The sequence below is a fragment of the Tessaracoccus sp. SD287 genome (assembly GCF_017355265.1).
Lineage (GTDB): Bacteria > Actinomycetota > Actinomycetes > Propionibacteriales > Propionibacteriaceae > Aestuariimicrobium.
In genome coordinates this window covers 1-14,658 of record NZ_JADIJQ010000017.1, presented here as the reverse complement: position 1 = coordinate 14,658, position 14,658 = coordinate 1, and the positions used below count along the sequence as shown (strand labels likewise).

Below are 14,658 nucleotides of genomic sequence, written 5' to 3'. Positions count from 1 at the left end.
GAACGATCCTGGGTGAAGTTTTGCCGCCGAGGGCAGAATGTCCGGCCGGGACGTGGCCGGAGCCTGACATCGTGGCGTGGAGGGCGCAATGTCCGGTCGGGACGTGGCCGGAGCCTGACATCGTGGCGTGGAGGGCGCAATGTCCGGTCGGGGCGTGGCCGCAGCCTGACATCGTGGCGCCGAAGTCACAATGTCCGGTCGGGACGTGGGCCGGCGCCTGACAACGTGGCGCCGAAGGCAGAATGTCCGGTTGGGATGAGCAGCACCCGAGGAAATGAGCACGCAGAGTACGCGAACCCGGGCCCGACCGTAGACGAAACGGCGTTTCTGCCCAATACTGGTCGCGACCCCATGCCAGAGACACCACGTCGCTTCATCGCGACCAGTCGACGGCAGCCGAGGGTCTGCTGCACCGGCGCCTGCCACCTCGTCACGCTATAGATCGGTCACTCATGGAGACCAACGGCCACCACTCCCTCGCCGTCAGCCCGCCGCGCACCACGGGCCACCCGCACCGCCACGGGGTCGTGGGCTACGTCCCCGGGGCCTGGGACATGTTCCACATCGGACACCTGAACATCTTGAAGCGCGCCCGCCAGCACGCCGACTGGTTGATCGTGGGCGTGGTCAGCGACGAGGCGCTGCTGGCCATGAAGGGCAAGACCCCAGTAATCACCCTGGATGAGCGGATGGCGATCGTCGAGGCGCTGCGCCTGGTCGACGAGGTGGTCGTGGACTTCTCGGTGAACAAGCTGGAGGTGTGGGAGAGCGTCAAGTTCGACGTCCTGTTCAAGGGATCGGACTGGAAGGGGACGCCGCGGGGCGACCAACTCGAATCCGACATGGCCTCGGTCGACGTCAAGGTGCACTATTTTCCGTACACGGTTCACACCTCCAGCACACTGCTGCGGGAATTCATCTCACGCTGAGGCGGTCGGTGTCGCGTCGCTGTTCTGGCCCACCGATCGAAAGGTACGTCATCATGCACAACAGTAACCAGCGGGGCTTTTCTGATTCCCTCGCGCGTCTGCGTTACGCGCAGAAGAGCAACAAGGGTGCGCCGCTGTATTCCATCCTGGTCAACCGCCCCGTGGGCAGGGTGCTGGCCGCTGCGGCCCACAAGGCGGGACTGACGCCCAATGGCGTGACCATCGTCTCGGCACTGTTCACCTTCAGCGGCATTGCCGTGATCGCGCTGGCCCGCCCCAGCCTGGGGGTCGGGGTGCTGATCGCGGCCCTGCTGGTGCTGGGCTACGCCCTGGATTCGGCCGACGGGCAATTGGCACGGCTGCGCGGCGGCGGCTCGATGCTGGGGGAGTGGCTTGACCACGTCATCGACTCCTTCAAGATCGCCACGCTGCATTCGGCGGTGCTGATCATGATGGTGCGCCACTACGACCTGGCGCGGTCATGGCTGCTGGTCCCGCTGGCATTCGGTGCCGTCTACGTCATCCATTTCTTTGGCATGCTGCTCACCGAACTGTTGGCCCGGGTCGCCCACGCCAAGGCCGGCGTGCCGATGCCGCCGAAGGGCAAAGGCTCCACGTGGGTGTCGTTGGCAAAACTGCCCACCGATTACGGACTGCTGTGCTGGATCTTCGTCCTGGTGGGCTGGCCGACGATCTTCCTGTCCGTCTATGCCATTCTCGGACTCATGACCGCCGCCTACACCGCCCTGGTGCTGGTCACCTGGGCGCGTCGGGTGGCGGCACTGGATCGGATGGGTTGAGCAGACCCGATGGGTCAGCAGCGACACAGCATGCCGCGGCAGCGGCCGGAAAGGCATTGATGCGCATCGTCATGCTGGGCACCCGAGGGGTTCCCGCACGCTACGGCGGCTTCGAGACGGCGATCGAGGAGGTGGGCTCCCGGCTGGTCGAACGCGGTCACCAGGTCACCGTCTACTGCCGACAGCCACCAGGGGAACCGGTGCTCCGTGAGCACGCGGGCATGCGTCTGGTCACCATGCCGGCCCTGAAGCGCCGCAGCCTCGAGACGCTGAGCCACACCGCCTTGTCGGTGTTGACCTCCTCGGTCGGCGGCGCGGATGCGGCGCTGGTGTTCAACGCCGCCAATGCCCCGCTGCTGCCCGTCATCCGGATGCGCGGGGTGCCGGTGGCCACCCACGTGGACGGCTTGGAATGGAAACGCGCCAAATGGGGTGGTGTCGGCCAGCGCTACTACCGCACCGCCGAGCAACTGGCGGTCCGCTGGTCCGACGCGCTGATCGCCGACGCCCAGGGCATCGCCGACTACTACCGCGACGAGTTCAATGCCCCGACCCGACTGATCGCCTATGGCGCCCCGATCCTGCGCGATCTCGGCAGCGACCGGCTGGCCGACCTCGGCCTGTCGGCCCAGCAGTACCACCTGGTCGTGGCCCGTTTCGAGCCCGAGAACCACGTCCTGGAGATCGTCCGCGGCTACGTCGCCAGCGGCGCCACCCGTCCGCTGGTGGTGGTCGGCTCCGCGCCGTACTCGGACGCGTACACCGCGGAGATCCGGGCGGCCGCCGACGACCGGGTGCGGCTGCTGGGTGCGGTCTGGGACCAGACCCAGCTCGACCAGCTGTACGCCAATGCGCTGACCTACCTGCACGGCCACAGCGTCGGTGGCACCAACCCGTCGCTGCTGCGGGCTGCCGGCGTCGGTGCCCACGTGATTGCCTTCGACGTCGCCTTCAACCGCGAGGTGCTCGAGGGCAGGGGCGCCTACTTCAGCGACCCTGCCGACGTGGCCACGGCGGTGGAGGCCGCCGAGGCCGACCCGCGGGCCTGTCGCCTGGACGGACTCGCGGTCCAGGACCGGATTAGCCGGTATTCTTGGGACGACGTGGCCGCGCGGTACGAACGGCTGTGCCTCGACCTGGCCGCCGGCCAGGTGCCGCGGCGCCCCTCGGGGAGGCGGATGTCGTGACGAACCCACCCCCTGCCCTGGTCGTGGGGGGTACGCCAGACCTGGTTTTCTTGGCGCGATCCCATCGTTGATGGCTGTCGGCGAAGGAACCGGGGCACGGTCAGCCTTCTTGTAGCCGGTTGGGCACAGTGACCACTTTGACCAGCTCTCGTCGATACCGTGCCGGTGCATGCCGTGTTTCCGCGCGCAGGCGGTCGTCATCGATGGTGGCGCGGACCTCCTGCCAGTTCGCGACGATCTCGACGACTCCCTCCGCAATGGCATCAGGTTCCTCAGGAGGCACCAGTTTGGCCCAGCGGTACCCTGCGACTGCCTCCTTCAGCCCGGAGGTGTCGCTCACGACCAGGGGCCGACCAGCAAGAATCGCCTCCACGGCGGTATTGCCGAACGGCTCGTCGGCGGTCGAGGGCACGAGCACGATGTCGGCCTGGTCGAGTTCTGACCAGACGTCGGGTCGAAAACCGAGCAAGCTGACATGGGCGTCCAATCCGGCCGTGGCGATCTGGTCGCGGATCTCAGCCTCGAACCACTCATAGCCCGGGAACGTGGCTCCCAACAGGGTGAGGTGAGCAGGCACTCCGGCCCGGTGCAGCGCCGCCACGGCATCGATGGCCACCTGCGGCCCCTTGCGGGGCGAGATGCGCCCCATGAACAGCAAGCGCGGCGGGTCGCAGGACTCGCGCAGCGGGCTTCGGCGCGCCGGCCCCGGCACAGGATTGTCGATGACGGTGGCACGCCGCTGCAACGAGGGCCAGGCGCCCGTCAGCACGTCGTGCGCGTAGCGGGAGTTGACGACGAGTTGGTGGGCGACGAGGAGCGGGGCGTACAGCACCTTCTTGATCAGCGGCTTCTGTCGTCCCTCCGCCTCGTGGACGTGACAGACGACACGCCTGCCCAGCATGGTGGGGATGACCACCCACGCCGGGATGGTCACCGTGTTCACGAAGACGAGGTCGGGTCGGGTGCGACGTACCAGCTGCGCTGTGGGCAGGATGGACCTGACACCTTCGGCAGCGAGTTTCACAAATCCGGCGGGGGAGAGAGCTGATTTGCGGATGACGGGGCTGGGACATTCCACGACCGTCGCTCCGCGTTCGGTGAGGTGCTCCACCAGCGGCCCCATCGATGGCAGGGCCACCGTCACCTCCGCCGCCGATTTCACCAGGGCGCTGACGGTGTCGAGCAGCACCCGGTCGGAGCCGTAGAGGTCCGGGCTGGGATGGGCCACCAAGACCCGCCAGGGCTTCCCCTGAGCGGTGGCCGGTCGGGAGCGCCGTGAGCGCGGTAGGGCCGCGGGAAGTGCCTGTCGGACCCCGGCCAATGTTCCCCGCAGCGCTGCCCAGGCCCCGGCGGGATGGTGCAGCAGCTGCCGGCGTCCACCACGCAGCCAGATCTGGGCCGACTCGGCGGGGGTGTGCCACAACCAGCGGCGTACCCGTGACGGTGCCAGGTTGTCGGCGGCGAACGCGAGGCGGTTACGGGTGTTCCAGTAGTAGTACAGGTCAGACATGGCGCGCGGCGAGACCGTCGGCCCCTGGGTTCCGCCGGCGTCGTGGGTCACCACGACGTCGTCACAGACGGCCAGGCGCACCCCCGCCCGCTTGGCGCGCCAACTGAAGTCGACGTCCTCCCAGTACATGAACATGTGCTCGGACAAGCCCTGCAGGCGCTCGAAGACCTCGGGACTGAAGGCCAGGCAGGCTCCACTCAGCCAGTTCGTCCGAGTGGGGTCCTGGTCGTCGACCCAGCCACCGCGCAGGTGCCCGGTGCGCAGGTCGAGGGTGGACCCGCGGTAGGAGACCTCACCGTCGGAGGTGAGGATGCGCGGTGACACCATCAGGTCAGGCTCGGTGCGCACGCGGGCGGCCAGCCTGCCCAGCGACTCCTCGCTCGCGCTCGCGTCAGGGTTGAGCAGCACCAGCGCGGTGCATCCGAGTTCGATCGCGCGGCGACAGCCGGCGTTCGCACCGCCGCCGAAACCGACATTCGGTTGCCCGATGAACTCCCACCCTCGACGCTCCGCGAGGTGCGCCGCGGCCACTCGCTCGGTCTCGTTCGAGAAGTTGTCGACGAGGACGACGCGCATGGTGGGGCCCAACTCAGGCAGGTTCTCGTCGACCAGACCCGAGGAGCCGTACGAAACGACGATCACACCGGTGCTCACGATGCCGCCTTCGGGATGGACCGCCCGCAGAATGGGCAGGACCCCTGTTCCACCGCGGTCTGGAAACTGTCGGACCGGGCCGGCACCTCCTTGGTACCGATCAGCGCCTCTCGCACTTTGAACATTCCTTTCAATGAATTCCCCGGCTCGATCCGGGTCCTTCTGTCTTCCGGATCGGACCGCGCCCACCTCGTCACCGGCGGAAACCCCCCGTTTGCGATACCCACGCTGGTATCAACGGTGGTCACTCCAGTCGATGGTCAGCAAGATCTGGCTGACCATCCGGAGACATCATTGCACCACATGCGAGTTTGGCCTCGAACAGGTCGCTCAGCGCTCCATCAGGATGACCGTCGACTGGCTTCCGGTCCAGCGGTAGCTGTCGCGGTAACCGGCGGCAACCAGGGTGGCGTGATCACCGGCTCGGCCACCATCACGGTTCGACCACACTCCCCAGATGCGCTGCGGGGCTGCGCGTAGCAACGTGGGGCTCAGAGGTGTGGACTCACCGTCCAGCGATCCCTCCTGAGCGGGGGTCAGCACGAGGGTGAAGTCGTCCATCCCGGTGAAGGCCGAGGGGTAGGCGAGCGAAATGACGCGGGTCGGTGGTTCTGTGCCGAAGTACACGCCGTCCCCCGCTCGGGCCCCCGACGAGACGGCGTCGGCCACCTGCGACCAGTCGTAGCCACCCTTGGAATCCACGTCGCGCTGAGACAGGTGAACAGGCACGGTGAGGACGACCAACATGCCGATCAGAGCCACGCGCGCCGTCCGAGGACCGATCCGTCGCAGACCGGCGACCACGGCGATGGCGAAGGCCGGCACGGCGAAGGCGAAATAGCGCGGATGGTAGAGGTTGCCATCGGTCAGCAGCGAGGCCAGCAGCACGAAGGTGGGCGGCAACACGATCCAGGGGATCGTCCACGCCAGAGCTTCCCAGTGTGGTGAGCTGGCCATTTCTGCTCGAGCATCGCCTGCTCGGGCATCGCGGACCGCGAAAACCAAGCTCAGGGCTATGGCACCCCACGCGAGTAACGCCAGTGCTACCGCCGCGGAACTCCACACCGCTTGGGGAACCCACACGGCAGTCTCAGCTGGCGTGTCACCCAGGGCGAACTGCTTGACCACCACGTCCCTGGCCCAACCGAACAAACCCAACTGTTCACGATCGCCCAGTTGGGCCTTCTCGTGGTTGGCGGCCACCAGCACAGGCGCGGAGACCACCATGGCGAGGACCGCTACAACAGCCCATCGTGCCAGTCGCCGCACGGCGACCCGCTGCATCAGCAAACTGAGCCCGTGGGCCGCCACCATGAAGACGACGTAGATGTTCAGGCTGATGCCGAGTACGAGCAGCAGACCGTAGGCCACCAGTGCACCGGACCGCCCGGTGCGCCGCCAGCGCATCAGGGCGAGCGTCGCCCCCAGCACCACCAGCGCTCCGATGGCCCAGGAACGTCCCTCGATCGCCATCCACGTGGTCCTGGGCAGGGCGGCGACGAGACCGGCCGCGAGACCAGCCCACGCGGGGCTGAACCAACTCCTGCTCACGAGGTGGGTGAGACCAATGAGCAGCCCGACCGCCAGCAGACTGGGCAGTCGCAGGGTGACCACGTTCATCGGAACGATGGTGAACCACACCTTCATGAGCGCGTAGTACACGCCGTGGACCGCGTCGATCCGTCCGAGCAGAGCCCACAACTCCGGCCAGCTCCGCTGCACCGCGCTCAGCGTGGCACCCTCGTCTGCCCACAGCGAGGGTATCCAGATGCGCCACGAGGACCATGCCGCACCGATCAACCCAAGAGTGAGCGCCCATTTCCCGTCAGTCGTCAGGGACCCTGCCCTGACGGGTGCCACCGTTTCCGCCCGATCAGCCATCTCGCTCTAGGACTCATCCCTGGTGACGCGGCGATACCAGTCGTCCACCATCGCGGGCAGTCGGTCGCGGGACCAACGATTGTGACGCACGCCGCCGGTCTTCCCCGCCAGTTCCAGTTGTTCAGCGACATTTGCCACGATGTCGCCGTCCAGGCTGGCGACGAAGGCATTGGGTTCTGCCAGCAGCGGCGGGCCTCCCAGGGGCAGGCACACGACGGGACAACCCAGTGAGCTTGCCTCGCCAGCCACCCAACCGGCCTGGTCGTGCATGGACGGGAAGAGCAGGGCATCCGCCGTCTCGAAGGCGGAGAGCACCTCGGTACGAGGACGATGCCCCAGGAACTCGACCCGGTCGGAGATTCCCAGACGCTGCGCGCGTCCGATGAGCGTCTCGCGATCGTAGCCATCCCCGTAGACCACAAGCCGCCAAGCCCCTTCCGGAGTGCGGGCGATCGCGTCCAGCGCCAGCCGAACCCCTTTCAGACCAATGAGCCTCCCGGCGAACACCGCGGTCTTGGTCGTGTCTGTTCCAACCGTGGGTCGCGAGCTTTCGAGTGGCACTGTTTCCAGAGAGGCATTTGGTTCGATCACCGTGTCGCCGAAGCGCGAGAAGCGTCTGGCCACATCAGCATTCTGGGCGACGACCAACGAGGCACGACGCGCCGCAGCACCGCCCCAGACAAGCCGGGGCACGCTGGTGACAACATCGCGAACGATCTCGGTCCTCAGGCCCTTGAGTCCCAACCAGTTCCGCAGTCGCCAGTAAGGGATATGGCTCGCTCCACCGATTGGACCCCACACCAGCGGCACGTCGGGCAGGTCAGTCAATCCACAGAACAACCAGTCATTGGCGAAGGTAACGTGGTGGGCCACGTCGAAGTGGTATCTCGCATGGAGTCTCCGAGCGATCCCTTTGAGCGCCCGCTGCCAGAGCAGGTAGTACCAGTACATGTCCCAGTCGTGCCTGCGCAGCGCCAGCACGCGATCGGGAAGATCGGTGTAGATCACTGTCAGGTGCCGTGCCAACTCGGGATCCTCCCGTCGTCTGGCCTCGACCGACTCGGCGAATCGCCGACGGGTCACCACCCAGACGTCGCTGGTGGCGGCCGCCGCCACCGCACAGGCCCAACCTGCGCTGGCTTCCGGTTCCTCGAGCGGTCCGCACGCGTACGCACCGATGAGGACTCGACGCCGATGGTGTGGACTGATCACGATTCTCCATGCTTCCCCCGCGAGGGACTCGCGCTGCCCGTGCAGGAAAGGAACTCGGCGACGGCCAAGCTGGCCGCAGCAGTCGAGCATGAGACATATCCTAGGGTGACTTCTGGGCGTGGCGAGGTTCGCCAACTGAAAGGTGGGCAATCGTGAGACACCCAAGCCGAATCGCTGTCGGAATGGCGACCTACAAGCGGCAGGACAATCTGCGCGTACTGGTGCCGGCCATTCTGGAGCAGGTGGACGCCGCGGCACCCGAGTTGAATCTGGACTGCGAGTGGACGGTCATCGTGGTCGACAATGATCCCACGGCCAGTGGACGCGAGGCCGCGAACCCGCTCGGGGACCCCCGAGTGCGCTATTCCGTCGAGCCGCGACCAGGCGTCGCCAGTGCCCGCAACGCCGTACTTCGGGCCGCAGATGACTGCGATGTACTGATCTTCATCGACGATGATGAACTCCCCCAGCCAGGGTGGCTCACCAACCTCGTCGGTGCCCATCTGTTGCACGACGCCGATGTCGTCAGTGGCCCGGTGAAGTCCGTGTTCGAAGGGCCCGTCGACCCATGGCTGGAAGCCAGCGACTCCCACTTGCGGCTCCACCGAAGTCACTTGCGTACAGGCGATGAGATCACCCGCGCCGCCACGAACAATCTGTTGTTGGACATGGCCACGGTGCGAAACCTCGGGCTCTCGTTCGATGAACGCTTCGGGCTGACCGGCGGGGAAGACTCGTTCTTCACCGGTCAACTGCACCAGGGCGGCGCGCACATGGTCTGGTGCGCCGAGGCTGTGGTGGATGATCTGGTGCCGGCCGAGCGCGCGAACCGCGAGTACAACCTGAGGCGGCGCTACAGCCTGTCCAACGCGAGCGCCCGAGTCGAAATCATGTTGGCGGAACCGGGTCTGGAGCGACTCGGCATCCGGCTGGTGTGCTTTGCGCGCGGAACTGCTCAAGTGGTCAAGGGTTCGGCGATGACTCTCGTTGGCCGAATCGGCAGGTCATTGCGTCAGCAGGCCCATGGTGAGCGTTACGTGATGGGCGGGCTGGGCGCCATTGCCGCCGGCGCGGGCGTCGCGGCGGCGCCGTATCTCCGGAAGAAGTCCGGCTAGCATGAACGTGCCGGGCCGTCGGGCCGGAAATGACTGGGAGGTTCCATGAAGGATCCCACCACGCGAGGTGTGCCAGCATGGCTCTGGCTGGTCTTGGCGGCAATGACCCTGGCAATAGCCATCCCGCTGTACCTCCGGGACCAGAACGCCCCGCCAGCCGCCACGGAATCGCCATCGGTCACCGCGTCCGCGCCCAGTTCACCCGGTCTCACGTCCTCGCCGACCGGTTCCAGTTCATCGACCTCGTCGACAACGAGCCCGTCGACACGGGCGAGTCAGTCGGCATCGGCCACTCCTTCCGGAACCAGGATCCTCCAGACTCCCTCCACTGCCTCGGAGGTCCTGCCCGAACTGCCACCCGTGGACCTCACCGGCGACTCTGAACGTGTCGGGGGCGTCGTGGTTTCCCTGCCCCTGCTGGAGAGTGTGGGGGGGAAGGCGCAATTGCCGGGGGAGGTCTCCGGCGAAGCACTGCGCGTGACCATTCGTGTGGTCAACAACAGCGCAACCGCGGTGAGTCTGGACACCGTCGTCGTCAACGCCTACCGAGGAGCGGCTCGCATCCCGCTCGAGTCGATCATTTCCCCGGGGGGTAGGCCGTTCGCGGGATCCGTGCCACCCGGCGGTGAAGCAACTGCCGTCTACCTCTTCACGGTCGACGTGGCAGATCGCTCGGATGTCACGATCACAGTCGACCTGAAAGCGGGCACCCCAGCCTCCGTCTTCCGGGGGGACGCGCGGCGATAAATCCGCCGCCGAAAATGGCGGGCGGCAGAGCGTTGTAACGCTGTCACCGTTCCGCTAGCATCGCGCCAGGACCTGGATCAATTTCGCTCCAGTCCAATGCAGCCTGGGGGGGGCTGGGCGAGTGCGTCGCACTCGTGGCTCAGGGCGATGGGGGATCTCGGTGAAGTCAACATTTGGCGCTTTCAGGGCAGGTCTGCACGGGGTTCTCGCGATGAGCCTGGGTGTGGGCATGGGGTTGTTCGGCATGGGGACCGCGCCGGCCCAGGCAGCAGAGGTACCGCCCCCCGCGCCCGTCATTTACGACCAGGCGCCGGTCACTGCTGACCCGCTACCCACGGTCCAGATGGACGGGGTCGCGTGGACACAGGTGATCTCGGGCAACACGGTGTACGTGGGAGGCCAGTTCACCAACGCGCGCCCGGCCGGCGCCGCGGCCGGCACCCAGCTGACACCCCGTACCAACCTGCTCGCCTACAACCTGACGACCGGCAACCTCATCACCGGTTGGGCTCCCACGTCCAACTCGCCGATCCGCGGCCTTGACGTGACGCCTGACGGAGCGACCGTCTACGTCGCCGGCCAGTTCACCCAGATCAATGGCACCGCGCGCAGCCGGGTCGCGGCCCTGAACGCCACCACCGGCGCGCTCAGGTCGTGGGCACCTCAGGTCAACGGCCGGGTGAACTCCATCGTCGTGAAGGGCAACGTCGTCTACGTCGCCGGCGAGTTCAGCGCCGTCAACGGCATCAGCCGTCCCCGTGTGGCTGCGCTGGACGCCACCACCGGGGCCGTGCTTCCTTTCAGGGCCGATTTGGCGGGCGGCTACGGGGCACGAGGTGTCGTGGTCTCCCCTGACGGTGCGAAAGTTGTGGTTGGTGGCGACTTCACCTCGGCCAACGGGTCGACCAACCCGGGTCGCGGGCTCGCGGCCCTCGATGCCTCCACGGGAGCGTCGTTGCCATGGCTCGGCAACAGTGTGGTGAGGAACGCCGACCAGCGGGCCGGCATCTACAACATCGCCTCGGACGGCGACTCGGTCTACGCCACCGGGTGGGACTACGGAGGCGGACCGGATGACAAGTTCGAGGGGGCCGCGCGCATGGCGTGGGCGGACGGCTCGATCGTCTGGCTGGAGGACTGCCACGGCGACACCTACGACGTCGCAGCGTCCAGCGACACCGTCTACACGGTCAGTCACGCGCACTACTGCGGCAATATCGGCAGCTTCCCCCAGACCAATCCGTGGGGTTTCCAGCATTCCCTCGCGTTCAGCAAGGCGCCTACCGGCAACCTGATCACCCCCGACATCTACGGCTACAAGAGTTTCCCGGGGATGCAGGCGCCCCGGCCGCTCGCATGGTTCCCCAACTGGACCATCGGCACCTTCACGGGTCAGTCGCAGGCAGGCTGGACGATCAAGGCGACCGATGAGTATGTCGTCGTCGGCGGAGAATTCCTGGGCGTCTCCGGATCCAGCCAGCAGGGACTCGTCCGCTTCACCACCAAGGCGAAGGCACCGAACAAGATCGGCCCCCAGACCAAGGGAGGTGCGTGGAAGCTCACCACCACCTCTTTCAGGGCCGGTGAGGCTCGCCTCACGTGGCAGGCGAACGATGATCCCGACGATCCCGAGCTCACCTACCAGGTGTTCCGGCAGGATCGCGGCCTGACCACGCCGCTGGCGACCTTCACGCAGAAGTCGACGTTCTACAAGACGCCCGTCATGCAGTTCACCGACAAGAACCTGGCGGCTGGCTCCACCTACAACTACACCGTCAGGGTTTCAGATTCCTCGGGTAACAACACTCGCACCGACTGGACACCGGTGACCGTGACGACGACGACTCAGGCCACCGCCTACTCGGATTCGGTGTTGTCGAGTCTCCCTGCCTCCTACTGGCCGTTGGGAGAAGCGTCGGGCACGACCGGATACGACTGGTCCGGCGGCTACGACCAGACAGTTGCCGGCGCCATCCGCAACGCCACCGGGCAGCAGTTGAACGCCGTGAGTGGGGCCACCACGTTCGCCGGCAGCAATACGTCGTTCGCATCGAGCACCGCTTCGGTGGCCGGTCCCCAGGTGTTCTCGGTCGAGGCCTGGTTCAAGACGACCAGCACCAGCGGGGGCAAGATCGTCGGCTTCGGCAGCGCCGCAACCGGGCTCTCGAGCAGCTACGACCGCCACATCTATCTCAACAATGCAGGCGCTGTGACGTTCGGGGTCTACCCCGGGGGCGTTCGGACCATCTCAAGCGCGGCAGGTTACAACGACGGTCAGTGGCACCACGTCGTGGGGACCCTGAGCGCGGAGGGACAAAAGTTCTGGCTCGACGGCAACTTGATCGGGGCGAATCCGGCGGTGACGTCGGCGCAGGCCTACAACGGCTACTGGCGCATCGGGGGCGACAACACGTCGGGCTGGACGAACATTGGGAGCAGCAGCTACCTGGCTGGGACCATCGCCGATGTCGCCATCTATGACCGGGCTCTGACCCGCAGTGAGATCGACTCCCACTGGGTCGCCAGTGGCCGCAACACGACGATCCAACCTTCTCCGTCCGACACTTACGGTGCCATGGTCTACAACCTGGATCCGGCGATGTACTGGAGGCTGAACGAACCCCAGGGCAACGCCACGGCGGCCGACGCTGGCATGAACGACTACAACGGCACCTACACCAACGGCGTCCAACGCCGACAGCCCGGGGCACTCACGGGCGTCAACGATCAGGCGGCCCTGTTCAGCGGATCCAATACGGTCGTGGCAAAGACCCAGACCCAAAGTCCGACCACCTTCGCGCTGGAAACGTGGTTCAAGACCACCAGCACGACCGGTGGCAAGATCATCGGCTTCGGCAACGCCGCGTCCGGCTCGACGAGCACCACCCATGACCGCCACATCTACATGGATGCCGCCGGCGTGGTGCGATTTGGGATCAACTCTGGTTCGGCAGTCACCATTGCCAGCACGCGCGCGTTGAATGACGGCCAATGGCACCACGTCGTCGGCCAGGTGTCGGCCTCGGGAATGCAGTTCTACGTGGACGGCGTGCTCCAGGGGTCGAACCAAAACACCCCGACCCAGAACTACGCGGGCTACTGGCGTCTGGGTGGTGACACCACATGGGCAGGCGACAGGTACTTCGACGGCACGATCGACGAAGCCGTGGTGTATCGAGCACCCCTGACGAGCGCGCAGGTTCAGGAGCACCACATCCTCGGCGTCTCGGGCACGCCGAACGCCACCCCCGTCGCCCAGTTCACCACGGTCACCGACGACCTGACGGCCACGTTCGACGGGTCCGCGTCGAGCGACTCCGATGGGACCATCGCGACGTACAGCTGGAACTTCGGGGATGGCAGCACCGGCACTGGTGCCAAGCCGGAGCACACCTACGCCCTGCCGGGGACCTACCCGGTCTCCCTCACGGTGACCGACGACCGCGGCGCCACGGCGACCACGGAAGCCCCGGTCGTGGTGCGGGCGCCAAACGAGGTCCCCGTCGCCAACTTCAGCTTTGCGGCTGACTTCCTCCAGCTGAGCTTCGACGGCACTGCCAGCACCGACCCCGACGGCACCATCGAGTCCTACTCGTGGGCCTTCGGCGACGGGTCGGTCGGAACCGGAGCGACGGCCCAGCACAAGTACACGGCCGCCGGCCAGTACGACGTGACCCTGACGGTGACCGATGATCGTGGAGGAAGTTCCATCAAGACCACCAGCGTCACCGTCGAAGCCCCGCCGAACCAACCGCCGACAGCGCAGTTCACCGCCACCACTGATGGCAGGACCGTGTCTGTCAACGGGTCGGCAAGCAGCGATCCCGATGGCACCATCGCGAGCTTCGCGTGGGACTTCGGCGATTCCAGCACCGGTACGGGCGCCACGGCGACCCACACCTACGCCGCAGCTGGCACGTACACGGTGACCCTGACGGTCACCGACAACAAGGGAACACAGACGAGCATCTCGCAGCCGGTCGCCGTGAGTGCCTTCCGGGTGCTTGCCTCCGACGCCTTCGGTCGCGCTGTCACCGGAGGGTGGGGTTCGGCCGACGTTGGCGGAGCCTGGGTGACCAGCGGTGGGGCTGCGGCCTTCAGCGTCGACGGGTCGGGACACGTCCTGCTCCAGCCCACCTGGAATCGTCAGGCAAACCTGCCGGCGGTGTCGTCCACCAGTACCCGCAGCACGTTGTCCTTCTCCTGGGACCGCGAGTTCAGCGGTGGCGTCGTGTCGACCACGCTGGTCGGTCGACAGGTCGGCTCGTCGGTCTACTCGGCGCGCGCCAGGGTTGAGGCCGGCGGTATCCGGCTCTACATCCTGCGCGACGAGACCGCGCTCGTGGGCAGCTACATGATTCCCAACTACACCTACCAGGCCGGCGACGTGCTCAATCTGTGGCTGGAAGTGACTGGTACCAGTCCCACCACGGTCAAGGCAAAGGTCTGGGTCGACGGCACACCAGAGCCAACTAGCCCCAACCTGACGGGTACGGACTCGAACGCCGCCATGCAGACGGCCGGCGGCGTGGGGGTCAAGGTGACGTCCTCGTCGAGTACGGCGGGCAACAGGGTGATTACGGTGCGTTCCTACTCGGTGGTTGACCCGGCCTCGGTGGCGAC

9 protein-coding genes are annotated in these 14,658 nt (G+C 66.5%); 6 read left to right on the top strand and 3 right to left on the bottom strand.

The window, feature by feature from the left end:
* Positions 1 to 452: 452 nt before the first annotated feature.
* The 3 genes from IPV09_RS08525 to IPV09_RS08515 are packed head-to-tail and all read left to right on the top strand — an operon-like array spanning position 453 to position 2,916.
* Positions 453 to 929, top strand: coding sequence for an adenylyltransferase/cytidyltransferase family protein (locus tag IPV09_RS08525; protein ID WP_207474814.1), 477 nt, complete (start codon positions 453 to 455; stop codon positions 927 to 929).
* Positions 930 to 982: 53 nt separating this feature from the next.
* Positions 983 to 1,729, top strand: a complete 747-nt coding sequence (locus tag IPV09_RS08520; RefSeq protein ID WP_207474813.1) for a CDP-alcohol phosphatidyltransferase family protein — start codon at positions 983 to 985, stop codon at positions 1,727 to 1,729.
* Between the two features lie 59 nt (positions 1,730 to 1,788).
* Positions 1,789 to 2,916 carry a DUF1972 domain-containing protein gene (locus IPV09_RS08515; protein ID WP_207474812.1) on the top strand — a complete coding sequence of 376 codons (1,128 nt, stop codon included), beginning with the start codon at positions 1,789 to 1,791 and terminating at the stop codon, positions 2,914 to 2,916.
* Between the two features lie 100 nt (positions 2,917 to 3,016).
* Here the strand turns inward: IPV09_RS08515 and IPV09_RS08510 are convergent, their stop codons facing one another.
* From IPV09_RS08510 to IPV09_RS08500, 3 genes are all read right to left on the bottom strand, one after another.
* A complete protein-coding gene (locus IPV09_RS08510) occupies positions 3,017 to 5,080 on the bottom strand; it encodes a glycosyltransferase (protein WP_207474811.1) in 2,064 nt (687 codons plus the stop codon).
* Between the two features lie 330 nt (positions 5,081 to 5,410).
* Complete coding sequence (locus tag IPV09_RS08505; protein WP_207474810.1) at positions 5,411 to 6,802, bottom strand: hypothetical protein; 1,392 nt, start codon at positions 6,800 to 6,802, stop codon at positions 5,411 to 5,413.
* 165 nt (positions 6,803 to 6,967) lie between these two features.
* Positions 6,968 to 8,173, bottom strand: a complete 1,206-nt coding sequence (locus IPV09_RS08500; protein ID WP_207474809.1) for a glycosyltransferase — start codon at positions 8,171 to 8,173, stop codon at positions 6,968 to 6,970.
* Between the two features lie 152 nt (positions 8,174 to 8,325).
* On the opposite strand from IPV09_RS08500, the gene IPV09_RS08495 reads away from it, so the two are divergent.
* The 3 genes from IPV09_RS08495 to IPV09_RS08485 all read left to right on the top strand — a co-directional run.
* Entirely contained in the window at positions 8,326 to 9,288 is a 963-nt protein-coding gene (locus IPV09_RS08495) for a glycosyltransferase family 2 protein (RefSeq protein ID WP_370590260.1), read from the top strand.
* Between the two features lie 360 nt (positions 9,289 to 9,648).
* Positions 9,649 to 10,035, top strand: a complete 387-nt coding sequence (locus IPV09_RS08490) for a hypothetical protein (protein WP_207474807.1) — start codon at positions 9,649 to 9,651, stop codon at positions 10,033 to 10,035.
* A gap of 211 nt (positions 10,036 to 10,246) precedes the next feature.
* On the top strand, positions 10,247 to 14,658 hold a 4,412-nt coding region (locus IPV09_RS08485), incomplete at its 3' end, for a PKD domain-containing protein (protein ID WP_207474806.1).